General features: G+C 63.9%; 23 protein-coding genes. 6 read left to right on the top strand and 17 right to left on the bottom strand.

Translation table 11 applies throughout. The features are described from left to right. Nucleotides 1-23: 23 nt before the first annotated feature. On the top strand, nucleotides 24-803 hold the full coding sequence (locus GGR38_RS06520; protein ID WP_183623836.1) for a helix-turn-helix transcriptional regulator: 780 nt from the start codon (nucleotides 24-26) through the stop codon (nucleotides 801-803). Here GGR38_RS06520 and GGR38_RS06515 read toward each other — a convergent pair. The 11 genes from GGR38_RS06515 to GGR38_RS06465 form a co-directional block, all read right to left on the bottom strand. Then, entirely contained in the window at nucleotides 795-1,544 is a 750-nt protein-coding gene (locus tag GGR38_RS06515) for a 3'(2'),5'-bisphosphate nucleotidase CysQ (protein ID WP_183624089.1), read from the bottom strand. The genes GGR38_RS06520 and GGR38_RS06515 overlap by 9 nt on opposite strands. A 2-nt stretch (nucleotides 1,545-1,546) precedes the next feature. Further along, nucleotides 1,547-1,798, bottom strand: a complete 252-nt coding sequence (locus GGR38_RS06510; protein ID WP_172342322.1) for a DUF2061 domain-containing protein — start codon at nucleotides 1,796-1,798, stop codon at nucleotides 1,547-1,549. A gap of 45 nt (nucleotides 1,799-1,843) precedes the next feature. Next, entirely contained in the window at nucleotides 1,844-3,781 is a 1,938-nt protein-coding gene (gene cysN, locus GGR38_RS06505) for a sulfate adenylyltransferase subunit CysN (RefSeq protein ID WP_183623834.1), read from the bottom strand. After that, the gene (cysD, locus tag GGR38_RS06500; protein ID WP_183623832.1) at nucleotides 3,781-4,701 is read right to left on the bottom strand and encodes a sulfate adenylyltransferase subunit CysD; all 921 of its coding nucleotides are present in this window, start codon (nucleotides 4,699-4,701) and stop codon (nucleotides 3,781-3,783) included. Before cysD ends, cysN begins: the two co-directional genes overlap by 1 nt. Nucleotides 4,702-4,842: 141 nt before the next feature. Continuing rightward, a complete protein-coding gene (locus GGR38_RS06495) occupies nucleotides 4,843-6,105 on the bottom strand; it encodes an MFS family transporter (RefSeq protein WP_183623831.1) in 1,263 nt (420 codons plus the stop codon). Continuing rightward, nucleotides 6,102-7,259 carry a M20 aminoacylase family protein gene (locus GGR38_RS06490; RefSeq protein ID WP_183623829.1) on the bottom strand — a complete coding sequence of 386 codons (1,158 nt, stop codon included), beginning with the start codon at nucleotides 7,257-7,259 and terminating at the stop codon, nucleotides 6,102-6,104. Before GGR38_RS06490 ends, GGR38_RS06495 begins: the two co-directional genes overlap by 4 nt. A gap of 80 nt (nucleotides 7,260-7,339) precedes the next feature. After that, nucleotides 7,340-7,732, bottom strand: coding sequence for a group II truncated hemoglobin (locus tag GGR38_RS06485; RefSeq protein WP_183623827.1), 393 nt, complete (start codon nucleotides 7,730-7,732; stop codon nucleotides 7,340-7,342). Continuing rightward, entirely contained in the window at nucleotides 7,729-8,154 is a 426-nt protein-coding gene (gene trxC, locus GGR38_RS06480; RefSeq protein WP_183623825.1) for a thioredoxin TrxC, read from the bottom strand. Before trxC ends, GGR38_RS06485 begins: the two co-directional genes overlap by 4 nt. 29 nt (nucleotides 8,155-8,183) lie before the next feature. Next, nucleotides 8,184-9,239 (bottom strand): hypothetical protein, encoded by a 1,056-nt coding sequence (locus GGR38_RS06475; RefSeq protein ID WP_183623823.1) that lies wholly within the window; start codon nucleotides 9,237-9,239, stop codon nucleotides 8,184-8,186. Between the two features lie 51 nt (nucleotides 9,240-9,290). Next, the gene (locus GGR38_RS06470) at nucleotides 9,291-11,162 is read right to left on the bottom strand and encodes a PD40 domain-containing protein (protein WP_183623821.1); all 1,872 of its coding nucleotides are present in this window, start codon (nucleotides 11,160-11,162) and stop codon (nucleotides 9,291-9,293) included. Nucleotides 11,163-11,317: 155 nt separating this feature from the next. Further along, the gene (locus GGR38_RS06465) at nucleotides 11,318-12,382 is read right to left on the bottom strand and encodes an aromatic ring-hydroxylating dioxygenase subunit alpha (protein ID WP_183623819.1); all 1,065 of its coding nucleotides are present in this window, start codon (nucleotides 12,380-12,382) and stop codon (nucleotides 11,318-11,320) included. 254 nt (nucleotides 12,383-12,636) lie between these two features. Between GGR38_RS06465 and GGR38_RS06460 the strand changes: the two genes are divergently transcribed. The 3 genes from GGR38_RS06460 to GGR38_RS06450 are packed head-to-tail and all read left to right on the top strand — an operon-like array spanning nucleotide 12,637 to nucleotide 17,201. Beyond that, nucleotides 12,637-14,913, top strand: coding sequence for a TonB-dependent receptor (locus tag GGR38_RS06460; protein WP_183623817.1), 2,277 nt, complete (start codon nucleotides 12,637-12,639; stop codon nucleotides 14,911-14,913). Nucleotides 14,914-14,925: 12 nt separating this feature from the next. Continuing rightward, entirely contained in the window at nucleotides 14,926-16,224 is a 1,299-nt protein-coding gene (locus GGR38_RS06455; RefSeq protein ID WP_183623815.1) for an aminomethyl transferase family protein, read from the top strand. Next, on the top strand, nucleotides 16,221-17,201 hold the full coding sequence (locus GGR38_RS06450; RefSeq protein WP_183623813.1) for an MBL fold metallo-hydrolase: 981 nt from the start codon (nucleotides 16,221-16,223) through the stop codon (nucleotides 17,199-17,201). The genes GGR38_RS06455 and GGR38_RS06450 overlap by 4 nt, the downstream gene beginning before the upstream one ends. Here GGR38_RS06450 and GGR38_RS06445 read toward each other — a convergent pair. Genes GGR38_RS06445 through GGR38_RS06435 form a run of 3 tightly spaced genes read right to left on the bottom strand, consistent with a single transcriptional unit; the run spans nucleotide 17,198 to nucleotide 19,771 of the window. Continuing rightward, nucleotides 17,198-18,043 carry a bifunctional 5,10-methylenetetrahydrofolate dehydrogenase/5,10-methenyltetrahydrofolate cyclohydrolase gene (locus GGR38_RS06445; RefSeq protein WP_183623811.1) on the bottom strand — a complete coding sequence of 282 codons (846 nt, stop codon included), beginning with the start codon at nucleotides 18,041-18,043 and terminating at the stop codon, nucleotides 17,198-17,200. The genes GGR38_RS06450 and GGR38_RS06445 overlap by 4 nt on opposite strands. A gap of 2 nt (nucleotides 18,044-18,045) precedes the next feature. Further along, on the bottom strand, nucleotides 18,046-18,897 hold the full coding sequence (gene purU, locus GGR38_RS06440) for a formyltetrahydrofolate deformylase (protein WP_183623809.1): 852 nt from the start codon (nucleotides 18,895-18,897) through the stop codon (nucleotides 18,046-18,048). 34 nt (nucleotides 18,898-18,931) lie between these two features. Beyond that, nucleotides 18,932-19,771, bottom strand: coding sequence for a methylenetetrahydrofolate reductase (locus tag GGR38_RS06435; RefSeq protein ID WP_246404283.1), 840 nt, complete (start codon nucleotides 19,769-19,771; stop codon nucleotides 18,932-18,934). Between the two features lie 255 nt (nucleotides 19,772-20,026). On the opposite strand from GGR38_RS06435, the gene GGR38_RS06430 reads away from it, so the two are divergent. Further along, the gene (locus tag GGR38_RS06430) at nucleotides 20,027-21,355 is read left to right on the top strand and encodes an aminomethyl transferase family protein (RefSeq protein WP_183623805.1); all 1,329 of its coding nucleotides are present in this window, start codon (nucleotides 20,027-20,029) and stop codon (nucleotides 21,353-21,355) included. A 278-nt stretch (nucleotides 21,356-21,633) separates the two neighbouring features. Here GGR38_RS06430 and GGR38_RS06425 read toward each other — a convergent pair whose 3' ends face one another. Together GGR38_RS06425 and GGR38_RS06420 are read right to left on the bottom strand one after the other, a co-directional pair. Further along, on the bottom strand, nucleotides 21,634-22,521 hold the full coding sequence (locus GGR38_RS06425; protein ID WP_183623803.1) for a LysR family transcriptional regulator: 888 nt from the start codon (nucleotides 22,519-22,521) through the stop codon (nucleotides 21,634-21,636). Nucleotides 22,522-22,562: 41 nt separating this feature from the next. Continuing rightward, nucleotides 22,563-23,996, bottom strand: coding sequence for an MFS transporter (locus tag GGR38_RS06420; protein WP_183623801.1), 1,434 nt, complete (start codon nucleotides 23,994-23,996; stop codon nucleotides 22,563-22,565). A 212-nt stretch (nucleotides 23,997-24,208) separates the two neighbouring features. Between GGR38_RS06420 and GGR38_RS06415 the strand changes: the two genes are divergently transcribed. Next, nucleotides 24,209-25,414: an MFS transporter gene (locus tag GGR38_RS06415; protein ID WP_183623799.1), complete on the top strand. Its 1,206-nt coding sequence runs from the start codon at nucleotides 24,209-24,211 to the stop codon at nucleotides 25,412-25,414. A gap of 57 nt (nucleotides 25,415-25,471) precedes the next feature. On the opposite strand, the gene GGR38_RS06410 is transcribed toward GGR38_RS06415, so the two are convergent. Continuing rightward, nucleotides 25,472-26,824, bottom strand: a complete 1,353-nt coding sequence (locus GGR38_RS06410) for an alpha/beta fold hydrolase (protein WP_183623797.1) — start codon at nucleotides 26,822-26,824, stop codon at nucleotides 25,472-25,474. Nucleotides 26,825-26,884: the final 60 nt, after the last annotated feature.

The following is a 26,884-nucleotide window of genomic DNA, read 5'->3' as shown; positions in this document are numbered from 1 at the left end:
ATTATCCTGTTATAAGCCTTGCCATGCTGGATGAAGAACATCGCAATCTGCTGGGCGCCTTTGTCCGCGCCCGCCGCGAAAGCATCGCGCCCGATACGCCGGCCATGCCTGAACGTCGCCGCCGCCGCACGCCGGGCCTGCGCCGTGAGGAATTGGCCGAACGCGCCGGGATCAGCGTGACCTGGGTGACATGGATCGAGCAGGGCCGCTCCGTGCGGGCCTCGGCGCCAACCTTGGCGCGTCTGGCCGAAGGGCTGAGCCTGACCGGGGCGGAGCGGGCCTATCTCTTCACGCTGGCCGGGCGCGAGGACCCGCGCGATCCGTTCCTCCCCGCCACGCAGGCCCCCGCTGCGATTGCCGCCATGGTCGAGGCGCTGCCCTGGCCCGCCTATGGGCTGGACCCGGCGTGGAGCGTGTGCTGCGCCAATGCGGGGGCGCGGGATTTGTTTGTGGGCCTGTTTGAGACCGAACCGGCCAATCTGCTGCGCTATATCTTCACCCACCCGCAGGCCCGCGCTCTCCTGCCCGACTGGGACGAGCGGTGCCACCGGGTGCTGGCCGAATTCCGGCGCGATTACGGGCGGGTGCTGGGCGATCCGCGCGTGGCGGCGATGGTGGAGACCCTGATGGCCCAGAGCGCTGATTTCCGGGAGGCCTGGGCGCAGCAAAAGGTGCTGGCGCGCGAGGGTGGCACGCGCCGGTTTCAACACCCCACGCGCGGGCCGCTATGCTTTACCCAGCACACTCTGGCCGAGGTCGAGCGCGGCGATTTCCGGCTGGTGGTGCTTCAGCCCCTAGACTGATCTGTTGGCGCCCTGAAAGCGCGCCACTTCGGCCAGAACGCGCGGCGCATGTTCGGGGCGGCAGATCAGCAGGTCGGGCACATAGGTGTCGCGCTGATTATAGACCAGCGGCGACCCGTCGATCCGGCTGCAATGCAGGCCATGGGCCAGAGCGACCGCGACCGGCGCGCAGCTGTCCCATTCGAATTGTCCGCCTGAATGGAGGTAGATGTCGGCCTCGCCGCGAATCACGGCCATGGCCTTGGCGCCCGCGCTGCCCATGGGGACCAGTTCTGCGCCCAGCTCCTTGGCCACGAACACGGCTTCTGCGGCAGGTCGGGTGCGGCTGACCACCATGCGCAAGACCTCTGGGGCGGGGGGGACGGCCACGGGCGCATCGCTGCGATAGACCGCATCCGCGCCCGGCAGCGCCACCGCGCCCAGCACCGGCACGCCATCGACCGCCAGACCCACATGCACGGCCCAGTCGGCCCGCGCCTCGCCATATTCGCGCGTGCCGTCGACCGGATCGACGATCCACACGCGCGATTGGGTCAGCCGCTCGAAATTGTCTTTCTCTTCCTCGGACAGCAAGCCATCCTCCGCGCGCTGCTGGCGCAGGGCGTGGACGAGGAACTGGTTGGCCGTGGCATCGCCCGCCTTGCCCAGATCCTTGCCCGTCACCATCCCGCTTTCACGCACGGTGATCAGCAATTGTCCGGCAACATGGGCCAGTTTGGCGGCCAGATCGGCATCACTCATCATCAGATTTCCGCTGCCGGATCGTTGGGCGCGGCGCGTTCCGCGCCCCAGTTGATCGAGCTCCACACGCGCTCGTGGAAATAGTAGAGCGCCACCTTGGTGATGATCTCGGTGCTGGCGATGGCGCCTGCCGTTTTGGCATTGCCCGAAAACAGCCAGCTGAGAATGAAGGTATCGATGCTGCCCAGCACGCGCCAGCTGATGCCCTTGATCAGCGAGCGGCTATGGGTTTCATGGCCATTGAAGAGCAACATCTTCTACTTCACTCCCAGCGTTATTATGCCCGAACCCATAGCGGCTCAGATTTCCGGCATCCAGTAGTCGCCGAGCAATTTTGCCACGATCATTTCGGCGGCATCTTGCGGGCTGATCTTGGTCGTGTCGATGCGGATTTCGGGGTTTTCCGGCGCTTCATAGGGGCTGTCGATCCCGGTGAAGTTTTTGAGCGCCCCCGACCGGGCCTTTTTATACAGGCCCTTCACATCGCGCCCTTCGGCCACGTCGAGCGGCGTGTCGATGAAGACCTCGAAGAATTCACCCTCGGGCGTCAGGCTGCGCGCCAGATCGCGTTCGGCGCGGAACGGGCTGATAAAGGCGGTCAGCACGATCAGGCCCGCATCCGTCATCAGACGCGACACCTCGCCCACCCGGCGGATGTTTTCGATGCGGTCGGCCTCGGTAAAGCCCAGATCCTTGTTCAGCCCATGGCGCACATTGTCGCCATCGAGCAGGAACGTGTGCTTGCCCAGCGCGTGCAGTTTTTTCTCGACCAGATTGGCGATGGTCGATTTGCCCGAACCCGACAGGCCGGTGAACCACAGCACGCCGGGGCGCTGGTTCTTGATTTCGGCGCGGGCCTCGCGCGTCACGTCCAGCGCCTGCCAATGCACGTTCTGCGCGCGGCGCAGGCTGAAATGCAGCATGCCTGCGGCCACGGTGCCATTGCCGATCTTGTCGATCAGGATGAAGCCGCCCAAGGCGCGGTTTTCCGCATAGGGTTCAAACGTGATCGGGCGGTCGGTGGTGATCTCGGCCACGCCGATGGCGTTGAGCTCCAGCGTCTTGGCGGCGCAATGCTCCATCGTATTGACATTGATCGTATATTTGGGCGCCTGCACCGTGGCCGAAACCATCTGCGTGCCGATCTTGAGCCAATAGGCGCGGCCCGGGATCAGCGCATGATCGGCCATCCACACCACGCTGGCCTCGAACTGATCGGCCACCTGCGGGGGATTATCGGCCAGCGCGATGACATCGCCGCGCGAGCAGTCGATTTCGTCAGCAAAGGTCAGCGTGACCGATTGGCCCGCAACGGCTTGGTCCAGATCGCCGTCCAGCGTCACGATGCGCTCCACCGTGCTGGTCTTGCCGCTGGGCAACACGCGGATGGCATCGCCCGGCTTCACGCTGCCACTGGCGATCAGGCCGGCAAAGCCGCGGAAGTCGAGGTTGGGGCGATTGACCCACTGCACCGCCATGCGGAAAGGCTTGGCCAGATCGCGCGTGGTGTCCACCTCGACCGTTTCGAGATGATCGACAAGGCTGCGCCCGAAATAGGCCGGGGCGGCATACCAGGGCGTGTTGTCCGACAGGGTGGTGATATTGTCGCCCATATAGCCGGAAATCGGCAGCGCGACAAAATCCTCGATGCCGATGCTGGACGCAAAGGCGCGGTAATCGGCGACGATCTCGTCAAAGCGGGTCTGGGAATAATCCACCAGATCCATCTTGTTGACCGCCAGCACGATGTTGCGGATGCCGATCAGATGCGCAAGGAACGAGTGGCGGCGGGTTTGCGTGAGCACACCCTTGCGCGCGTCGATCAGGATCACGGCGAGGTCAGCCGTCGAGGCGCCCGTCACCATGTTGCGCGTATATTGTTCATGGCCGGGCGTGTCCGCGACGATGAACTTGCGCTTTTCGGTGTTGAAGAAGCGATAGGCGACGTCGATCGTGATGCCCTGTTCGCGCTCTGCGGCCAGACCATCGACCAGCAGGGCGAAATCGATCCCTTGCCCCTGCGTGCCGACCTTCTTGCTGTCGGCCTCAAGGGCTGCCAGCTGATCTTCAAAGATCATCTTCGAATCATACAGCAACCGCCCGATCAGCGTCGATTTGCCATCGTCCACCGACCCGCAGGTGATGAAGCGCAGCATCGTCTTGTGCTGATGCGTGTCGAGATAGGCGTCGATGTCTTCGGCAATCAGCGAGTCGACGACGTAAACGGGATCGGTCATCAGAAATACCCCTGCTGCTTTTTGACTTCCATGCCTGCGCCGCCCGCATCCTTGTCGATGGCGCGCCCCTGCCGCTCGCTGGTGGTGGTCAGCAAGGTTTCCTGAATGACCTCGGGCAGGGTCTTGGCGCTGCTCTCGACAGCGCCCGTCAGCGGATAGCAACCCAAAGTGCGGAACCGGATCGAACGCATCACCGGCGTCTCGCCTTCGCGCAGGGGGAAGCGGTCATCATCGACCATCAACAGCATGCCATCACGCTCCACCGTCGGGCGTTCCTCGGCAAAGTAGAGCGGCACGATGGGAATGTCGTTGAGGTGGATGTACTGCCACACGTCCAGCTCGGTCCAGTTGCTGATCGGGAAGACGCGGATCGATTCGCCCTTAGCCTTCTTGGCGTTGTAGAGGTTCCACAATTCCGGGCGCTGGTTCTTCGGGTCCCAGCCGTGTGACGCGGTGCGGAAGGAGAAGATGCGCTCCTTGGCGCGGCTCTTTTCCTCGTCACGGCGTGCGCCGCCAAAGGCCGCGTCGAAACCATATTTGTCCAGCGCCTGCTTCAGCCCTTCGGTCTTCCACATGTCGGTGTGGAGAGCGCCATGGTCGAACGGGTTGATCCCGCGCTCCTGCGCCTCGGGGTTGTGATAGACCAAGAGGTCCATGCCCGACAGCTCCGCCATCTTGTCGCGCAATTCGTACATGGCGCGGAATTTCCACGTCGTGTCGACATGCAGCAGCGGGAAGGGCGGCGGCGCGGGATAAAACGCCTTGCGCGCCAGATGCAGCATCACCGCGCTGTCCTTGCCCACCGAATAAAGCATCACCGGGTTCTCCGCCTCGGCCACCACCTCGCGGATGATGTGAATGCTCTCGGCCTCCAAGCGCTCCAAATGCGTGAGCGTGGATCGGGCCAAACCTTGCGACATGGGTTCACTCCGGGAATTGCAATAAGGCGCCAAACGGCTTGGGCAGCCTACTACACGCGGCAAGGCGCAATTGGCCCCATGGCTTTTCTATGCGCGGCCCAAAGCTATCTTTTGCGTTTTGGTTACGCTTATGAGCAGCGCTCAATCGCCCAGATAGGGCGCGCGGCGCGGCAGGCTCAGGCTGACGAGGAAAACCATCACCATCATCGCGCTGACATACCAGTAGAACGCGCCCTCATGGCCCGCCTGCTTGGCCCAGAGCGCGGCATATTCGGCCGTCCCGCCAAAGATCGCATTGGCCAGCGCATAGGAAAAGCCCACCCCCAGCGCGCGCACCTGTGTGGGAAACAGCTCGGCCTTGATGATGCCCGAAATCGAGGTGTAGAAACTCATCAGCAGCATGGCCACGCAGATCAACGCCCCCGCCATCACCGGCGACCCGGCCTTTTCGAGCAGCGCGATCAGCGGAACCGTCAAGACCGCCAGCCCCCCGCTGAAGATCAGCATATTGGTCCGCCGCCCGATCCGGTCCGAAAGCGCGCCCATGACGGGCTGGATAATCATGAACAGAAACAGGCTGACCGTCATCACCCGACTGGCCGTGGTGATCGGCAGGCCCGCCGAATTGACCAGATATTTCTGCATATAGGTGGTGAAGGTGTAAAAGGCCAAAGACCCGCCCGCGGTAAAGCCAAGCACGCTGAGGAACGCGCGCGGATATTGGCGCAGCAGGGCGATCAGGCTGCCCGCCTCCTCCGCTTGGCGCGCATCGGCGCTGCCGCTTTCCTCCAGCCGCGACCGCGCCGCCAAGGCCACCAAAGCCGCCAGCGCCCCGATGACAAAGGGAATGCGCCAGCCCCAAGCCTTGAGTTCGCTTTCGGGCATCAACCCTTGCAGAATTACCACCAGCAGCGCCGCCAGCAATTGCCCGCCCACCAGCGTGACATATTGAAACGACGAGAGGAACCCGCGCCGCCCTTCGGTGGCGATCTCGCTCATATAGGTGGCCGCCGTGCCATATTCCCCGCCCAGCGCGAAACCCTGCACCAGCCGCGCCGCCACCAGCAAGGCAGGTGCCAGCGTGCCGATGCTGGCATAAGTGGGCAGGCAGGCGATGGCCAAAGACCCCGCCGCCATTGTCACCACCGAGATCACCAGCGCCAACCTGCGCCCATGCCGGTCGGCAAAGCGGCCAAACCACCACCCCCCGATGGGCCGCATCAGAAACCCGGCGGCAAAGACCCCCGCCGTATTGAGCAATTGCCCGGTTGGGTCGGCCTTGGGAAAAAAGGCTCCGGCGAAATAGATCGAGCAGAAGGCGTAGATGTAGAAATCGAACCATTCGACCAGATTGCCGCTGGAGGCCGCGACAATCGCGCCGATGCTGCCTTGCTTCCGGCTCATGCGGCAGCGCCCAGCCAATGCCGGACCAGCTCAAGATGCAGCCGGATGCCCGTTTCCATCACCCCATCGTTGAAATCATAATGCGGATTGTGCAGCGGCGGCGGATTGTCGCCCACCCCTTGCCCCAGCCAGATATAGGCGCCGGGGCGGACTTGCAGCATGAAGGAGAAATCCTCCGATGTCGCCGCCGGTTCAGGCGCGCGCAGAGCATGGCCTACAGTGGCGGCCACATCCAGCGCGTCCTGCGCCGCCTGCGGATCATTGATCGTGGCGGGGTAATAGCGGGTATATTCGACGCTGGCCTCCACCTCGAAACTGGCCGCCACGCCCGCAGCGATCTGGCGCAGGCGCTGTTCGATCCGGTCCTGAACCGCCGGGTCAAAGCTGCGCACCGTGCCGCCGATGCTGACTTCATGCGGGATGACGTTAAAGGCCTGCCCGCCATGGATCTGGGTGATCGACAGCACCGCATTGGCGCTGGCCGGAATGTTGCGCGCGATGATGGAGTGCAATTGCTGCACCATGCTGGCCGAGGCCAGCACCACGTCATTGGCGTCATGCGGGATCGCGGCATGGCCGCCCTTGCCCTTGAGCAGGATGGTAAACCGGTCCGCCGCGCCCATGATCGGCCCGGCGCGCGTGGCGATTGTGCCTGCGGGCAGGCTGGGCCAATTGTGCAGCGCATAGACCCGGTCACACGGGAAGCGTTCGAACAGTCCGTCCTCGATCATCGCCTTGGCGCCGCCTTGCCCTTCCTCGGCCGGCTGAAAAATGAAATGGACGGTGCCATCCAGACCGCCATGATCGGCCGCCAGAGCCTGCGCCGCGCCCAGCAGCATCGCCATATGCCCATCATGGCCGCAGCCGTGGAAACAGCCCGGAATCGTGCTGGCATAGGGCAGGCCGGTTTTCTCATCGATGGGCAGCGCGTCCATATCGGCGCGCAGGCCTATCGAACGCGCCCCATTGCCCGCCCGCAACGTTGCCACCACACCGGTCCCGCCGATGCCCTCATGCACCTCCAGCCCGATGGCACGCAATTGCTCCGCCAGCACCCCCGCCGTGCGATGCTCGGCAAAGCCCAGTTCGGGATGGGCATGAATATCGCGGCGCAGCGTCACCAGAGGGGCGATCAGCCCGGCAAGATCGGTCATCGGTCAGCTCTCAGCACCCGGCAATGGGCAGGCCAAGAGTGATAATCCGGTATCGCGCAGGGAGATAGGCGTAAATTAGCTCAGCTGGCCTGCTGCGGCTGATTGGCCATATGCCAGCCCAGCGCCTCGATCTTTTCAAGGATCGTGTCGGCCAGAGGCGAAGGCGGGATGATCTCGGCCCAAGCCCGGTTAAAGCAAAGAAGCCAGCCCTCGATCTCCGCCGCGCCGATGGGGGCGACGAAATGGCGCATACGCAGGCGCGGATGGCCATATTTGTCGGTATAGAGCGGTGGCCCGCCCAGCCATCCGGTCAGATATTCGAACAATTTCTCCTCCGCCCGCGCCAGCGAAGGCGGATGCACATCGCGGCAGGCCTTGGCCTCGGGCAGGCTGTCCATCAGCGCATAGAAACGCGCCACCAGCGCCCGAACGGTCGCTTCGCCGCCAAAGGCGTCATAGGGTGTCTGGCTCATGCGTGCGCCCATTCGATGATCCGGCGCGCGTCCATCGCGCCCGCCTGCCGTTTGATCTCACGCCCGCCTTGGATCAGCATCAGCGTGGGGATCGAGCGGATGCCATAGGTGGAGCCCAGTCCCTGCTCGGCCTCGGTATCCACCTTGACCACGCGGATAAAGGGTTCGAGCGCGGCGGCGGCCTGTTCATAGGCGGGCGCCATCGACCGGCATGGCCCGCACCACGGCGCCCAGAAATCGACCAGCACCGGCAGCGTGCCGCGATGGACATGGGCGGCAAACGCGGCGGCGTTCACCGCCAAAGGATGGCCGGTGAACAGGCCCTTGTGGCATTTGCCGCATTGCGGCCCATCGCCCAGTCTTTCGCGCGCCACACGGTTGGCGCTCCCGCAATGCGGACAGATAACGATCTCGCTTGTCATGCCCCCCATATGGCGCGGGGCGTGGGCGATTAAAAGGTGAAGCTGGCCAGCATTTCGACGACATTGGCCCGCATCCGCCCATCGAGCGAATCGTGATGGGCCAGATAGGCGTCGAAAAAGCCCCAGCGCCCCGCGCGCATCGTCGCCCCCGCGCGCAGATAGGCCAGCGCCGGATCGCTCGCCGCCCCGCCCAGCCGGTCACGCAAGCGAAACTCGCCCCCGGCCTCGATGAAGGGGGCAAGGTGATAGGAGGCGCGCACCTCGCGCTGCAAACGGGCGGTCAGCATGGCCATCGCATAATCACTGACTTCGCGCGGGACGCTCTGGTGATAGCTGTTGATGGTCTGGGCCTGCGTCGAATGCTGGATCACCAGATGGGCGGCGGGGCGCAGGCTCCAGCCTTGCGGGATCCAGCCCATATCGCGCGCGGAAAAATTGCCGATCAGTCCGGCCTGCGCATAGAGGCGCGGGTCGGACGCGCGATAGGACAGGCCGATGGCGGGCAGGTTGAACCCGGTCGTGCCATCCAGCCACGAGGCCTTTAGCGCCAGCCCCGCATGATCGCCCAGCCTTTGCAGCAGATCGAAGCGCACCCCCGCGCCCGTCATCGTAATCCGCGCGCCGCCGCCGGCGTGGACCACATTGCTCTCATAGGTCGCGCCCACGCCGATCAGCGTTCCGGCCCATGGGCGATACTGGATCTGGGCCAGGCTGGTGGTGCTGGCACTGTCGCTGAGGCGCGCGCCATGGTCCGCCGCCGTCCCCAAAATTTCCGCCGCGCCCAGTTTGACGACCCAGCGGCCATCCTCGCTTATCGGCACCGTGACATGGCTGGGCAGCACCAGATTGGCGAGCGAGAGCGCAGGGCTGGCCGAGGCCGCGCCATAGGCCCCCAGCCGCGCCTGCACCGCGCCGAACAATTCGTCGCTGTTCATATCCGCCGTCAGGCCCGATGTGCCAAATTCGCGCGCCAACAGGTCGCGCGGGGCCGGACTGGTCTCCTGCGCATGGGCGGGGCAGGTAAGGGCCAGCAGCAACGCCGGGGCAAGGGCCGCCCGGCGCATCGGGACGAAAGAACGAACCATGGAGCAATCCCGTTCGGGCGGCCTGCCGATGATCGCAGGCCGCCCCGATCATCATTTCCGGGGGAAGTAGTTGTTCGGCACGTAAATGGGCATCGAATCCTCCCATTTGCTGTCGGTGATGATGCGCTTGTTGCCGCCATCCGCATCGCACACCCAGATCTGGCCATATTGCTGGAACGTCATTTCATACAGCGCGGCCTCGTCGCGGAAGCCCTGTTCCGAACCCGACCACAGGATGCGATTGTCATAGGACCACACCGCATGGCCGTCCGAACCTTCGTGGGTGGTGATGCGGCGCAATTTGCCGGTGTCCGGCTCGATCGTGTACACGTCGAAATTGCTGTCGGCGCGCTTGCGGGTAAAGACGATGGCTTTGCCGTTGGGCGACCAGCCGGGAAGGTTGTCGGCTTCCTGCGTCAGCACGGTGATCTTCTTGGTGGTCAGGTCCATCAGGCGCAGGCCCTTCTCCTTCTCGCTCCACACGCGGAACACGATGCGGTTGGGGTTGGTGGGGTCAACGCTGGGGAAGCCCGAATGGATCGTGCCGTCGGTCAGTTGTTCAGCGCCCGTGCCGTCGCGCCGCACGCGCCAGATCGCGGCGGTTTCATGGCCGCGCTCGGCAAACCAATAGCCGAGGCCGAAGACGATCCATTTGCCGTCGCCCGACCAACTGGGCTGAAACGCCCCGGCAAGGCCCATTTTGACCCGCGCAATGTCGAGGCCGTGGCCGGATGATTCAAACACCTTCAACTTGCCGCTGCCATCGGGGCGCATGATGAAGATCGAGGAATTGCCCAACTGCTTTTCGGTATAGACCAGCCAGCCATCGCGCCCGATAATCGGGAACACGTCCATGTGGCGGTAATCCCAATCCTTGTCCCAGCTAAACAGTTCCTTGCCCAGCGGGCGGATCGGCTGGAAAGAGGTCTTTTCATAGATCACGCTCTTGCCGTCGGCGGTCCAATGGGGCGAACGGAATTTGCCCAGCACCGGCGCGCGGTCGGACGTGTAATGCAGCCCTTCGTTCGGGCCGTATTTGACCAGATAGCCGATCTCGGTGTCATTGATGAATTGCGGTTGCAGCTTCAGGTCATTGCCGCTGGTGTGATAGGTCCATTCGCGGCTGGCCAGATCCATCGAGACGATCTGCGAGGGCGTTTTGCCGACATAATTCGGGCGGCGGGCGCCCCATGTCGCCTCGCGGCTGAGTTCGTGAAACACAATCCGCGTACCATCGGGCGAAAATTTGGGCGAGCCGAGGCAATATTCGGGGCGCTGGGCCAGTTTTTCAAAGCCGGTGCCGTCGCCGCGGATGCGATAGATTGCCAGTTCCTGCGTATGCTCCCAGCCCGCGCCGCCATCATGGCCATACCAGCGCGTGTTGCGGTCGGACGAAAACACCAGCCATTGCCCGTCGGGCGACCAAGCGGGGCGGAAATAGCCATCGGGCATCCCGACTTCGCCATGGATATCGCTGATGCCGGTCAATTGCTTCAGCGCGCCGCTGGTAATATCGAGCACCCAGATATTGGCGCGATAGCCATTGCGGGTGGACACAAAGGCCAGCTTCGTCCCATCGGGCGAAAGCACGCCCGCATCGTCGACATTGTCCGAGACCACCAGCGGCTCGATCCCGCTGCCGCCGATTTTGGCGCGATAGATATCGCTCTGCCCATCGCCCCGGCGTTCGGAGGTGAAGATCACGGCATCGCCCTTGATGCTGGGCGCGCCATTGTAATCATACTGGCTGTCGGAGAGCAGCTTACGCTCGCCCGTGCCGTCCAGATTGGCGATGAAAAGCTGTGAGATCGAGGGGGCGATGCGGTTCATGAACATCACGCCCTTTTTGCCGACCGCCGCCGCATGCGCCGCGCTGCCCGCCAGAGACGCCAGCGAGACGCCCAGAAATTTACGTCGATCCATCAGACCTGTCTCCGAAATTATGCCGCATCCGGCGCCCGTTATCCAGGCCATGGGTGATCTATGGGCAGAGTGCGGGGGCAATGCACCCCCCATGGCGGCGAACTTATGCCAGCGCGCCATGTTTGGATCGCCCGGATGAGAGGACCAGCACGGCTTTAATGCGCCAGTTGCGGGTTCTTCTCACGCTCGATCATCCGGTCGATCATGCGCAGCGCCATGATCGGTGCGCGGTCGATGGCGATGGCGGTGCGCTGGCGCAATCCGGTTTCCTCCTGTTCGCGCTGGATGGCGGTCACCATGTCCTTGTCCTCGTTAAAGGTCTTTTCCAGACTGGCGCGCAGGGCATCCTCGAATTCGACGTCATCCTGCCGGAAATTGCGCAGGTGGAGCCAGAAGAAATGGGTCGAACTGTCGGTTTCGGGGGTGAGGAATTTATAGCTGAAGGTCCGCAATCCGCCATGCATCAGATTATGCTCGGATCGCTCCATCCCCGCCGGGATCACGGCAATATCGACAAAGCTGGTGGCGGGCAGTTCGAAGTTGAACGAGATCTGGCGGTCGACATGGCTCTCGCCGAAATCGCGGCTTTTGCGGTCGAGCGGGGTGGGCGGCACATTCTCGATCCAGCGATAGGCCTTCAGCCCATGCTCGCCCTGCGCCACCTGTACCGGCACATCCTTGGCCGCGCGATTGCCGATGGTTTCCTTGTGCAGGAAAGTGGTGTGGGCCGGGTCCATCAGGTTTTCGATCTCGATCCGGTAATTGCCATGGTGATGCTGATAGCCGCCGGTGATCGCGGCCCAGCCTTGCTCGCCATATCCCGCGATCCGGGGCAGGCGCGCAGGATCGGCCTTGCCCACCCCGGTCCAGACCCAGACCAGACCATAGCGTTCGACCGCCGGATAGGCACGGGTGCGCGCGGTGGGGGGGATGATGTCCTGGCCCGGAATGGCGATGCAGGCGCCCTGCGTGTCAAACACCATGCCGTGATAGCCACAGCGCAGCCCCCCATCGGCGCATTCGCCCATGGACAGCGGGGCTAGCCGGTGCGGACAGCGATCCTCAAGCGCGCCCACCGCGCTATCGGGCGCGCGAAACAGCACGATCCTTTCGCCCAGCAAGCGGCGGGCCAGCGGTCTGTCGGTGATCTCCTCGCTCCATGCGGCGGCGTACCAGTGGTTGCGGACAAAGCCCTGCGTGAAATCGGCCTTGATCGACATAGCATTCCCTCGTCCCATTATCGGATATGGGGCCAAGGATAGGCGCGCGTTTCCGTGCGAAAAAGGCGCGGTTCCGAACCGCAATGTTGCGCATTCCGCACGCGAAAGGCGCGCGATTGTCGCCAAACCCGCGACACTGCATTGCAGGCGCGGCTATCGAACCGGGCGGGGCGCTCGGTTAAGCATTATCCCATGATCGGAACCGTCCAACCCGCCGGATGAGGCAGGGCAAAGAGACGACAATGGGAGAGTTTATGAGCCATCAGAGCGCCCTTTCGCGCATCCGCATCCTTGCGCGTTCTCAAAAGATGCGCATCCTTGCGCTGTCCTGCACCATGCTGTGCGCCCCTATCGCCGCTCATGCGCAGCAAAGCGGGCAACTGGGCGAGATCATCGTCACCGCGCAAAAGCGGTCCGAAACCGCGCAGAATGTGCCGGTGGCCATTTCCTCGCTCGACCCCATCCGGCTGGAGCGCGCCTCGATCACCGATACGACCGAGCTGAAGCAGCTTAGCCCCGCGCTCAATTTCAACACCAACCTTGGCGGCTTTGGCCAGCCGCGCATTCGCGGCATCGGCACCACGGCCACCGGGCCGGGCATCGAAAACCCGGTCGCCACCTATGTCGACGGGGTTTATATCGGATCGTCCACCGGCGCGATCTTTCAACTGGCCGATGTGCAGCAGGTCGATATTCTCAAAGGCCCGCAAGGCACTTTGTTCGGCCGCAACGCCACGGGCGGCGTGATACAGGTGACCACCAAGGCGCCCAGTCAGGATTTCCACGCAGCGGGCCAAATCCGTTATGGCAATTACGACACGTGGGGCGGGTCGGCCTATCTGTCGGGCGGGCTGGCAAAGGGGCTGACGGCCAGCGTTGCGGGCGTGTTCAACCAGCAGGACAAGGGCTATGGCATGAACCTGGCCACCGGCCATCAGGTTCAGAAGGGCTGGGATTTCGGCCTGCGCGCCAAGCTGCATTGGGCATCGGAGGATGGCGCCACCTCGATCACGCTGGCGGGCGATTATGCCAAGCTCAATCGCAGCGATCCGGCGATCCGCACCTTTCAGGGCCTGACCATTGCCGGGACGCCGACGCCGGGTGGGATGCGTGACATCAACCTGAATGTCGATCCGCGGGTGAACACGCGGCAGGGCGGGGGGATGCTGAACATCCGCCATGATTTCGCCGCCATACAACTGGTCAGCATCACCGCCTATCGCGAGGCGCAGCTCTTCACCATCATCGACGCCGATCAGACGCCCGCCAACAGCTTGACCTTCAGCGAGATCCAGAAGGACCGCCAGTTCACGCAGGAGGTGCAATTGCTCTCCACCGCCAAGGGGCCGTTCAAATGGGTGCTGGGCGGGTTCTATATGTGGTCACAGGGCAAATATGACCCGATCACCACGCGCGGCGTGCTGGCCTGCGGCTATGCCTGCGCCGATTTCAGCATCAACCAGAATGTGAAGCAGACGCTCAACTCCTATGCGGCCTTCGCGCAAGGCTCCTATGCGATTGATCCGGCGACCAATCTGACGCTGGGCCTGCGCTATACCGGCGACCGGCGCCAGATGGAGGAAAGCCAGACCATCACCACCGTCCCCTTCTTCGGCGCGACCAGTGTGGTCAATGTAAACGCCCCCTTGGTCAGCAAGACTTTCCCCAAGCTGACGTGGCGAGTGGCGCTGGATCATCGCTTTTCGCCGCAGGCCATGGCTTACGCCTCGTATAATCGCGGCTTCAAGAGCGGCTCCTATCAGCCCGACAGTTTCCCGCCGCAGGTGTTGCAGCCCGAAACGGTCGATGCCTTTGAGGTGGGGTTGAAAACCGATCTGATGGATCGCCGGGTGCGGCTGAACCTTTCGGCCTTCTATTACGACTATACCAATATTCAGGCTAACCAGATCATTCAGGGCCAGCTCTACGTCTATAACGCCCCCGGCTCGATCAACTATGGGCTGGACGCGGATCTGGCGATCAAGGTGACCCCCGAATTGACGCTGACTGCCAGCGCGGCTTGGCTGCATGCGCGGTATAAGAACGGGTTCAACACGGCTTTCTGGTCGGTGCCGATCCCCAATGCGGCCTCGAACGCCAATCCGTTCTTCCATGCGGTGGGCGGCAATTCGGTGATCCAATGCGTGGCGGGGACGAATTATGCGGGCACGGTCTTTGCCCCCTGCGATGCGTCGGGGCGCCATGTGCAGAACACGCCCGATGTGACCCTGAACGCCGGGTTCGATTATACGACCTCGCTGGGCAATGGCACGATCAGCCTTGCGGGCAATGCCTATTACAATGGCGGCTATTACGACGATCCGCAAAACCGCCTGCAACAGCGCCATTACACGCTGCTCGACGCCTCGCTGACCTACAGCGCGCCGGGGGATCGCTGGTACGCCAAGGCATGGGGCAAGAATCTGGCCGACGCTTTTTACTCGCAGCAGCAGAACGCGCTGGATGTGGGCGACAACCGGGTGGCTGCTCCGCCGCGCACCTATGGGGTGACGCTGGGCTTCAAATACTGATCGGGGGCTTTCGTGCATAATCCTTTCAACCTGCCCGCCGCGATCCCCTTCTATCCGCAATTTGGCCTGTTCAGCGTCTCGGGCGGATTGGTGCGGCAATGGGAATATAACGGCTGGAAGGCCGAGAGCCTGTCGTGGAAGAAGACCTGTTACATCCACGCAGGCCTCTCGGGCATGGGTCAGATCACCTATCGCGGGCGCGATGCCGGGGCGTTTCTGGCGCAGACCTTCGTCAATGGCTTTGCCAAATTTCGCACCGGCACGGCCAAACATGCGATCGCCTGTGATGAGAATGGCCTGATCGCGGGCCATGGCGTGCTGCAGAAATTGGGCGAGGAGGAGTTCAAGCTCTATGTCGCTGGGGGCTGGGCGCCCTATGCCTTCAGCCGCTTTTCGGGGGATGTGGAGCAGGTGGTCAGCGATGATTTCCTGTTCCAGATCGCCGGGCCGACCGCGCTGGCGGCTTTGGAGGCGGCCACGGGGGAAGCCCTGCGCGACATCGCCTTTCTGCGCTATCGCCAGACACAGGTGGCGGGGCATCGGGTGCAGATCATGCGGCTGGGCATGGCGGGCACGCTGGCGTTTGAACTGCATGGCCCCATGGAACATGCGCCCGCCATCTATGACGCGATCCTGCGTGCAGGCACTCCCCATGGCATCGAACCGCTCGGCTGGCAGACATTTCAGGTCAACCATGTCGAGGGCGGCTTTCCGCAACAGTTCTGGACCTTCTCCTCATCCATGCATTGGGACGCGGGCTGGCGGGCGTTTATGGGGGGCCGTTTCCCCGATCCGACCATGGCGGGCAGCATCGCGAGGGATGACACGCGCGCCCGATGCCGCACACCGGTCGAGGTCGGCTGGGAGAAGTCCATCCGTCTCGACCATGATTTCACCGGCCGCGCGGCAGTCGAGGCGGAATTGTCCGATCCACGCCGGACGGTGGTGACGCTGGAATGGGAGGCGGAAGATGTGATCGACATCTACGCCTCGCATTTTCGGCAGGGGGCGGAGTATAAATATCTGGAGATCCCCGTCTCCCCCGCCAATCGCGGCCTATGCGGCCATGCCGATCATGTGATGCAGGGCGGCGAGGCGGTCGGCGTCTCGTCCGGCACGGTCTACAGCTATTATTTCCGCAAGGTCATTTCCCACGCTACGATTGATATCGCGCAGGCCGTGATCGGAAACGAGGTCATGGTGCTGTGGGGCGATCATGGCGGGCCTATCAAGGAGGTAAGAGCAAGGATCGCGCGCTTCCCCTACCTGAGTGAGGGCCGCAATCAGAGCATAGATCTGGAGAGAGCATGATGCAGCGGCGTGGGATGTTGAAGGCCGGGGGTGTTGCCCTGGCCATGATGGCGTGCGGAGTACGGGCGCAGGGCGCTGCAAAGGCCCGGATCGTCCTGCTGGGCACGGCGGGCGGCCCGCCGCCGCATCTGGCGCGCAGCCAGCCCGCCACCCTGCTGGAGGTGGGCGGCAAGCGCTACCTGATCGATGCGGGCGAGAATGCGGGACAGCAATTGCTGCGTGCAGGCGTACAGCCTTCCAAGGTGGATCTGACCTTGCTGACCCATCTGCATTGGGATCACACGCTGGGTCTGGATTATCTGATGGCCACGGGCTGGATGCTGGGGCGCAGCGCCCCCATGCCGATCTGGGGGCCGCCCGGCACACGCAAGCTGGTCGAACGCACCGCATCGGCGATTGGCGTGGGCGAGGATATTTTCCGCGCGCAGGCCGCCGCCCGGCCCCCTCTGGCCAGCCTCTATCCGCCGCGCGAATGGGATGTGACCGCGCCGCAGGTCCTCTCCGATGCCGATGGGATAAAGATCAGCGCCGTGGCCAACAGCCACTTTGCCGAGATCCGCAGCGCCCCTCATGATTACGGCGTGGACAAGGCCTATGCCTATCGTTTCGACACGCCGGCTGGCAGCGTGGTGTTCACCGGTGACACTGGGCCTTCGTCCGCTCTGGCGGAACTGGCGAAAGGGGCCGATGTGCTGGTGTCGGAAATCGTCGATCTGGAATCGATCCGCGCCGGATTGGTGGCCAATGGCACCAGCGGCGCGGCGCTGGATATCTTGATGCAGCATATGGCGTATCAACACCTGACCCCCGAAGCCTTGGGCGCGATGGCCAGCGCGGCGGGGGTGAAGAAGTTGGTGCTGACCCATTTCGTGATGGGCAAGGGTGGCGAAGGGGAAAGCCTGCTGGCTCCGCTGCGCCGCGCCTTTCCCAAGGGTGAGATCATTCTGGGCCGAGATCTGCTGGAAATTCCCCTCTAACGCCGCTGTGCAGCATCGAGCGTGTTGCGCAGCAGGCAGGCGATGGTCATCGGCCCTACACCGCCCGGAACCGGGGTGATGACGGCGGCGTGATCGCATTCTTCCGCCGCCACATCGCCCACGATCATCGGGCGGCTATCCGGGGCAGGGATGCGGTTGATGCCCACGTCGATGATGATCGCGCCGGGCTTCACCCAATCCCCCCGCACCAGATGCGCAACGCCTGCCGCCGCGATGATGATATCGGCCCCCCGGCAGATCTCGGGCAATCCGCGCGTGTGAATATGCGTCACCGTCACCGTGCATTCGCGCTCCAGCAGCAGGAGCGCGGCAGGTTTGCCCACGATGTTCGATTTGCCGATCACCACGGCCTTCAAACCCCGGAAATCCTCCACCACCTGATCCAGCAGCAGCATGCAGCCCAAAGGCGTGCAAGGGACCAATCCGCCCTGTCCCCCCGTTGAGAGGCGCCCGACATTGACCGGATGAAACCCATCGACATCCTTGCCCGGCGCGATGGCGTCCAGCACCCGGTCCGCCGCCATTCCGGCCGGCAGCGGCAATTGCACCAGAATGCCATGCACCCCCGGATCATCATTGAGCGCGCCGATCAGCGCCAGCAATTGCGCCTCATCGGTTGCGGCGGGCAGGCGGTGTTCGATCGAGGTGATCCCCACCCGCGCCGCCGCCTTGCGCTTGCGCGACACATAGATGTGGCTGGCCGGATCATCGCCGACCAGCACGACGGCCAATGTGGGCGGGGCCTCCATCGCCGCCACTCGCCCACGCAATTCCTCCTCGATCTCGCGGGCCAGAAGGTCGCCCCTGAGCACCTGAGCCATATTCAGTTTCCGAAAACCACGGTGCGCGCGCCGTTGAGGAACACCCGATGCGCCAGATGCCAGCCCACCGCCCGGCCCAGCACGCGGCTCTCGATCTCGCGGCCCTTGCGCACCAGATCCTCGGGCGTGTCCTCATGCGATACGGCTTCGACGGCCTGATGGATGATCGGCCCTTCGTCCAGGTCGGCGGTGACGTAATGGGCGGTCGCGCCGATCATCTTGACCCCGCGTGCGTGGGCCTGATGATAGGGTTTGGCGCCCTTGAAACTGGGCAGGAAGGAATGGTGGATGTTGATGCAGCGCCCCGAGAGAAACGCGGCCAGATCGTCCGAGAGGATCTGCATATAGCGCGCTAGGATGACCAGTTCGGCCCCCGTCTCCTCGACCAGCGCCTTGATCCGGGCCTCCTGTTGGGTCTTGGTGTCGCGGGTGATGGGCAGGTGGTGGAAGGGGATGTCACCGATCTGGCTGACGGTCATCGAGTCCTTGGGATGGTTGCCCGCGATGGCGACGATCTCCATCGGCAATTCGCCCATCCGCTGTTTATACAGCAGATAGCCAAGGCAATGGTCGAATTTCGACACCAGAATCAGCGTCCGCACCGGGCGGTCGCTGGGCGTCAGGCGCCAGTCCATCGCAAATTGCGCCGCCAGATCGCGCATCGCCGCCTCCAGCCCCGCGCCATCGCCCTCTGCCTCGAACACCACGCGCAGGAAAAACCGCCCCGTTTCGCGATCATCGAACTGGCGCGAATCGAGGATATTGCCGCCATGGTTCAGGATCGCCCCCGAAACGCCATGGACGATGCCGGGCCGGTCGGGACAACTCAGCGTAAGGGTGAAGGACTGGGACATTTCTCTCTCCTGAATGTTATGTCTGAATGGGGGATCAGGCCGAACGGGCCAGCGGCGCGCGGGCGCCGTCGAGCCAGCCTGCGAATTGGGCAAAGCCGCCAAAGGGAAACACATGCAGATGGACCGGGCCGAGATCTTGCGCCGCCAGCCCGTCCTGCAATTGTGCCAGAAACCGGTCCGGCCCGGCATTGCCCAGCAGGCGGGTGAGCGAGAGGCCATATTTGCCCACCACCCCGGCCGAAGCCGCCACCCCGCAGCGCGCGGCAAAGCGCAGCAAGGTGCGCACGCTGGCGGGGCCGGGAATGCCGATGCGCACCGGGGCGGTGATCCCGCGTGCGCGCAGTTCGTGGAGCCAGCGCAGGACCTGGCCCGCGTCAAAGGAGAATTGCGTGACGATCTGGGCCTCGATCCCGCGCTGGCGCAGGGCCTCGATCTTGTCTTCCATCGCGGCCCACAGGATGGCGGGCGCAACATCGGGATGGCCGTCGGGATGGCCCGCAAGGCCGACATGCGCGAAACCATGCCGCTCGATCAGGCCCGAACGGATGACCGAGAGACTGTCGGCAAAGGGGCCGATGGGGGCGGCAAGGTCGCCCGCGATCAGGAACAGCGAGGAGGTATGCGGGCGCAGCGCCGCCAGCAGGGCATCGAGCGCCTCGACACTGGCGATGCGGCGGGCCGAGAGATGCGGCACAGGCGCAAACCCGGCCCTCGCCACGGCGGCGCAGGCGGCAATGCGCGCCTCGTCGCCTTCCTCGGGCAGCCATGGGACAAAGACCTGCGCCGGGCGCAGACCATCGGCATCCAGCGCGCCCAGCGTGGCGACATCCTTTGTCGTGGCTTCGATACTATAGGCGTTGAAAAGGGCGTTCATGGCGGGATGGTTCCTTGGGTTGATCCCTTTCGCCTGCCATTGTTGCGGGCGGGGCGGTAGCATCCGAACCTGCAACAATCCCGTGCCGCCATGGCCGCAAATGGCGCAATTGCGCGCTTTCGGGCGGGGGGCGATTGTGCCCGTTCCCGCGACAATGTTGCCCCGATTTAGGCAATACCTTGGCCCCCGTGGGGCTTGCTAATCCTTGGCCCGCGCCGCGCTCTTGCGGCCCCTTGAACACAAGAGGATTGCCCGATGAAACCCAAGAGCCTGCAACAGGCCATTGACGATGCCGGTTCGCCGATGGGCGTGGTGTGGAAACCCGACGCCAAGGCGTGGAGCGTGCCGGTGATCGCGCCCGAATATGCCGGATGGCGGGCCGAACAGGCCGCGTGGCGCGATGGCGTGGCGCTGTCGGATCTGTCGCATCACATGTGGGATCTGTGGATCGAGGGGCCGGGCGCGCTGCGCCTGCTGAAAGATTACAGCGCCAACAATTACGAGAATTTCGTGGTGGGTCAGGCCAAGCAATTCGTGCCGGTGACGGCGCGGGGTAATCTGATCACCGATGGCATCCTGATGCGCGACGGCGAGGAACGCTTCAATCTGTCGGGCGTGCCTGCCTCGCAAAGCTGGATCCGGTATCAGGGCGAAAAGGGCGGCTATGATGTGGCCATGAAGGTGGACCCGGATTCGGGCCTGCGCAAGGAAGGCGACCCGCTGATCTTCCGGTTCCAGATTCAGGGGCCGCTGGCCATGGCTCTGTCGGAAAAGCTGTTTGGCGGGCCGCTGCCTTCGACCAAATTCTTCCATTCGACCCCGGTGGAGCTGGGCGGGGCGCATTTCCGCGCGTTTCGTCATGGCATGGCGGGGATGCCGGGCTATGAATTCATCGGCGACTGGAAGGATGCCGCCGCTGTCAAGGAAGCCATCCTGCAGGCGGGCGAGGAATTTGGCCTGCACCACGTGGGCGGCAAGGCCTATTACACCAATGGCATCGAAAGCGGCTGGATCCCCACGCCTACGCCCGGCGTGTTCACCGACCCGGAACTGCGCGATTACCGCGAATGGCTCTCGGTGTTCTCGTATGAAGGGCAAAAGCCGCTTCACGGCAGCTTCTATTCCGACAATATCGAGGATTACTACGTCTCGCCCTTCGAACTGGGCTATGGTAAATCGATCAGCTTCACCCACGACTACCTCGGCCGCGAGGCGCTGGAAAAGGCCAAGGGTGAGCACCGCCGCCGCAAGGTGACCTTCGTCTTCGACGAGGCCGACCTTGCCCGCGTCTTTGGCCAACCCGACTATCTCAACACCTATGGCCGCTATCGCGTCGAGAAGGATGGCAAGATGGTCGGCATGTCGTTCCAGACCGGCCTGATCGGGCCTTTGAACACCATCCTCTCGCTGGGGCTGGTGGACAAGGAATATGCCGCTCCCGGTACGCAACTGGAATTCGTCTGGGGCGAGCATCCGGGGCCGGGGCATGATGCAGGTGGCGATTTCGGGTTTCAGCGGTTGAAAGTCACCGTGGCGCCTTCGCCCTATAACGATCATGCGCGGGGGGATTATCGGCGGGATTGAGGTATTTGGGGGGATCGGTTGCGGTCTCCCCTTTTTATGCCTCCGGCGGGCAAAGGGACTTGTCCCTTTGCAATCCCGTTACTGTCGGCGTTGCGTGTCGGGTTAGGCCAAGGCGCAAGGAGCGCAGCGTTGAAATTTTAAAGCCCGCGGCGCCATTAACTAGCGCCGCGGGCTTTTTTACCATCAGGCAAACGCAAGGCCTGCCTACCCAACCCTACTCATTAACGGGATTGCAAAGGGCCCCCGCCCTTTGCCCGCCGGAGGCACACTACCTTAATTCACCCCCGCCCCTTAAACTTCTCGCCCAAAAACGAGATCAACGCCCGCGTTTTCCGGGGTGCATCCCCGCCCGGCGGAAAGGCGACATAGAGCGGGCGCACTTCGGGCGGATTATGCGCCATGACCTCGACCAACAAGCCCTGTTCGAGCGCGCCCCACATGATCCCGCGCGGCAGCATGGCGATGCCAAGGCCCACTTCGGCGGCCTCGCGCAGGGCAAAGACGCTGTTGGAGGCGAATTTGGGCGGGATGCGCAGGGGCAGCTTGTCACCATTGGCCAGCACCCATTGCGTATCGCCCAGCTTGCCGAGACATTCGTGGCTTTCCAGATCGGCAATGGTTTCGGGCGTGCCCCGCGCGGCCAGATAGGAGGGCGAGGCGACGAGGAGGTGTTCGATCCGCCCGATCTTCTTGACCATGATCGAGCTGTCGCGCAGCGCGTTGGGTTGGATGCACAGGTCATGGCCAAGGGTGAGGAATTCATGCGGATTGGCTGATGGTTCCTCGAAATGCAGCTTGATCGAGACCTTGGGATGGGCCGCGCAAAATTCCGCCGTGGCCGAGGATATCCCGAAACTGCCCAGCCAGATCGGGCAAAGGATCGAGATTTCGCCCTCGACCTCGTTTTTGATGGCCGAAATCTGCTCCTCGCCCATGCGTATATCGCCCAGCACCCGCTGGCACAGTTCGCTGTAGCGGATGCCTGCTTCGGTGGGCGTCACCTGCCGCGTGGTGCGGTTGAGCAGCTTGATGCCCAGATGCGCCTCCAGATCGGCCACATGGCGCGAGACCAGCGTGCGCGAGATCGACAATTCCTCGGCCGCGCTGGTGAAATTGGCGCATTTCACCACTTTGAGAAATGTCGTCATCGTGGTCAGCCGGTCCATCTCTCTCTCCTGTTTTTATTATGATGATGGATTAGCCCGGATCAGGCGCCATGTCCCTTTCGTTTCCCGTGGCCGCTGATTTCATCGCCGACATCATGGGCCAGCGAGAGGTAGAAGATCGCCGCGCTCGCGCTCATCACGCCCGCCAGCACCAGAGCGATGCGGAAATCCTCGATGCCCAGCACGGGGGCTCCCCGCGCGGCCTGAGACAGGGTGAGCAGCAGCGCCCCCACGGCCACCCCGCCGCCCATGCCGATCTGCTGGGTCAGGGATGACAGCACCGAGGCAGGCTGGCGCTGGGGCGGCGGAATGTCGGCGAAATTGACCATGGTGATCGCGGTCAGTTGCATCGAGCGTCCCGCGCCCGCCAGCGCCAGCACCGCCGCGTTGAAGGCGTAATGGTTGCCCGGCACGATAAAGGCGCAAAGCGCGATGGTGACCCCCGCGATCAGGCTGCTCCACACCAGCACGGTGCGGATGCCATAGCGCGCGATGATCGGATTGGTGATCGTCTTCATGGCCAGATTGGCCAGCATATAGAGCATCAACATGCCCCCAGCCTCCAGCGGGGACAGGCCAAAGGCGAGCTGGAACATCAGCGGCAGGAGGAAAGGCGTCGCGCTGATCGCCGCGCGCGACAGGACGCCGCCCGTCACGCTGGAGATGAAGAAGGAGCGCACCCGCAACGCATCGAGCCGCACCAGCGGGGCCGGCGCCGCGCGCATATGCCGCAGCGCCCCAATGCCGATCCCGCAAGCCAGCGCCATCAGCCCCAGCCCGATCGCCAGATGCCGCATATCGCGCAGCCCCAGCAGATCGAACCCATAGGTCAGGCACCCCAGCGCCAGCGCGGTCAGGACAAAGCCCTTGAAGTCGAATTTCGTGGGCGCCTGCACCTCATTGGGCACATAGGCCAGCACCAGCGCGATGCCCACCAAGGCCACCGGCACATTGACGAAGAAGATCCAGTGCCACGAGGCCATCCCCGTGATCCACCCGCCCAGCGGCGGCCCCAGCACCGGCGCCACCAGCCCCGGCCAGATCAGCGCCGAGAGCGCGCGCATCAGATCCTTCTTTTCCGAGGTTCTCAGCACCACCAGCCGCCCGACCGGCGACATCATGGCCGCCGCCGCGCCCTGCAACGCCCGCCCGCCGACAAAGACCGTGAAATCGCCCGCAAAGCCGCAGATCAGCGAGGCGATGGCAAACAGGCCGATGGCGCCTGCAAACAAGGTCCGCGTGCCCACCCGATCCGCCAGCCAGCCCGAGGCCGTGACGAAACAGGCCGCCGCCATCAGATAGGCGGTTATCCCCATGCTCATCCGCGCCGGATCGACGCCAAAATCGCGCGCCATTTGCGGCAGGGCGGTGACGATGATCGTCGCGTCCAGCGTCTCCATGAAAAAGGCAATCGCCACGATCAGGGAAACCAGCATGGATTTCCCCCCGACAAGGGCCGACAAACGCTCGCTCACATTATTTCTCCCGCATCGCGCCGTGGCGATGGTCATGCGCGGGGCATCGCGCCCGCCTTTTCGCCCAAAGCGTGACAAAGCGGGGGGCCGCGCGCAAGCGGTGGATTGTTGCGGATTCCGCGACACTGCGGTGAGGGTGCGCCCGGTTGCCACGTGCGCCGCGCCGGGCGACGCTGCGCGCCAAGAACATTATCCTTGGGAGAATTCTGTCCGTGACAGAGGCATATATAACGGCGCCGCAATCGGCGGCGCTGCCATCAACGGCGGCGCCATGGCCGCGCATTATCCTGATCTATCTGATCGGTGTTTTCGGCATGCTGGTGGTCAGCATCGCCGTGCCTGCGTTGCACGGCATCGCGGCGGAGTTTCATCCCCGGTCCCCGGCGATCATCGGCTGGGTGATGTCGATCCCGGCGCTGGCGGCGGCGCTGGCCTCGCTGCTGATCGGGGCGATGGTGGACCGGATCGGCGACCGTCCGGTGATGATCGCGGGGGCGGCGTTGGTGGCGCTGGCCGGGGCGGGGGTGATGATGGCGGGCGGGCTGTCGACGTTGCTGGCGTGGCGCGTGGTCGGCGGGCTGGGCTATGTCTGCATGGTGGTGGGCGCGGTGGCGATGATCCTGCGCCTGACGCAGGGCCGCCAGCGGGTCGCCGCGCTGACGCTGTGGTCCACGGTCATCCCGGCCAGTTTCATCGTCTCGGGCCTTTATGGCGCGCTGGTGGGGCCGCATGTGGGCTGGCGGATGGGCTTTGGCGTCCATGCCGGGCTGGTGGCCATGCTGGGACTGATGGCGCGGCTGCTGCTGCCCGCGCGTGAGGGCGGGGCGCGGGCCTCGCGGCTCGACGGGCTGGGCGCGGTGTTGCGCAGCGGGGGGACCTATCAACTGGGCCTGTGCTTTGCGGCGGCGGCCTTTGTTCAGACCGGGCTGGTGGCGGTCCTGCCGCATGTGCTGGGCATGACCATCGGCGTTGACGAGGCGGTGGTGCATTCCTTCACCCTGCCCGCGATGGTGGCCAATATTGCCGGTGCGGCGCTGTTTGGCGTTTTGTACGGACGCGGCGTGCGGGCCAGTGCGCTGGGCTTTGGCGCGGTGGGGCTGGTGCTGGGCTGCGGGGCGGGGCTGGTGTTGCTGCGCATGGGGCTGATGGGCGCGGTGCTGCTCGATTGCGGGATGATGGCCGGGCTGGGCATTCTGGTGGGTATGTGGGCGCTTTTGCCGCTGGTGGCGCCATCGCCCGCTTCGATGGGCGCGACCAGCGGGATGGTGACGCAGATCACGCTGCTGGGCGTGTTGTTCGGTCCGCCCGCCGCCTTTGCCAGCCTTGGCATGGGGTTGAACGGGCTTTTGGGCTTTTTCCTGATCGGCGGGGTGCTCAGCCTGCTGGGCTATCCGGTCTGGCGGCGCCGGGCGGCATGAGGAAAGGGGCGCTGCCTGTGGAAGGCAGCGCCCCTTTCGTTTTAAAACCGGCCCTGTTCAAAACCGGCCAGGCGCGCTCAGCCAGCGGTCGATGTAATCATAGGTCGTCTTTTGCGTGTCGCCATATTGGCCCGGCACCTTTTCGCAAGGGCGGCAGGTGACATAGAGGTGATCGGCCCCTTCGACGAAGGCCAGCGATTTGTCGCGCGAGCGGGCCAGATCATAGATCGTTTCGGCGGCCAGAAATTCCCAATGCGCGGTCATGCCCATCACCAGCAGCGGCGCGGAAATTCCCTGCACATTGCCCGGAGGGCTGGCATAGGTCGAGGACCAGTCCACACCCTTTACCCCGGTGGCGTCATAGGAAAAATCCTCTCCCACGCGGATCGCATAGGTCGAGAGATAGGAGCGCACCGAGGTGCGCAGCGCCCCGCGCCGATAGAAGGGCGAGAGATTCTCGGTGTTTTCCGGCACGCGCACGGTTTTGACCACCTGCGTTGTCACCGAGCCATCGGGATGGATCAGGGGATGGGCCGCCTTGGTCTGGGCCATCAGGGTGATGTCCTGCGAAAACAGCTTGTTATTGCCGCCCAGCAGGCTGGCCCCGGCCACGGTGAAGGGGGCATCATCCTGATAGGGGCCTTTGCCCGCCGCGATATTGGCCAAGGCGGCCTGCGCGCGGGCGGTGATGGCGCGGCTGCGCTGGCCCTCGGCGCGCAGGAAGCTCTGGACGAAGGCCGGGGAATAGGTCGATCCGGCCGGTTTGAACCCATTGGCCGGGTTGAACATATCCAGCGTGGGATCGAGATGGGTGGCGTCATTTTCATCGCGCACCGCCGGGTCGAGGCTGAAGAGCGTCATCGCGCCAAGGCCCCAATTGGAATCGACCAGCATCAGCCCATCGGCAGCGGGCAGGCCTGCCAGAGCATCCGGGCATTTCCAGATCTTCTCCGCGCCCTGACAGGATTTGACCCCGCCCTCGGCGATCATCTGATAGGCGCTCATCACCGTGCCGCCGCCGCTATGGCCCAGCAGAACCACGCGCGTGATCCCCGGCTGGGCGCGCAGGGCCAGCATCGCCGCCTTGATCTCCAGCATCACCTGATCGATCACGCCATCGTTGAAGGCGCCCGATTTGCTGGTGCTGTTATTGACGCAAAGCGCGCGATAGCCGCGTCGGGCCAGTTCGGTGCAGCCGGGAAAGCCCAGATAATCGGCCGCCGAATGCATGATGAGCACGCCGGTGGAGGATTTCGGCCCCGATTGCGCGGGCGCATAAAGCACGCCCGGAACGCCCGGCGCGATGCGCAGGAATTGCGTTGTGACGGGTGTTTGCGCGGCGGCTGGGGCGGCCAGAGCGAGGCTGAGCGGCAGCAGGGCGCGGCGCAGGCGATGATGGAAGGCGGACATGGAAAAGGCCCTTTCGGCAAGGGCCATGGGCAATGCCGCAAGGGCCCCGCATCAGAATAA

Origin of the sequence: Novosphingobium sediminicola, assembly GCF_014196525.1 — a bacterium.
Classification (GTDB): domain Bacteria; phylum Pseudomonadota; class Alphaproteobacteria; order Sphingomonadales; family Sphingomonadaceae; genus Novosphingobium; species Novosphingobium sediminicola.
This window is presented reverse-complemented; position numbering and strand designations above follow the sequence as displayed.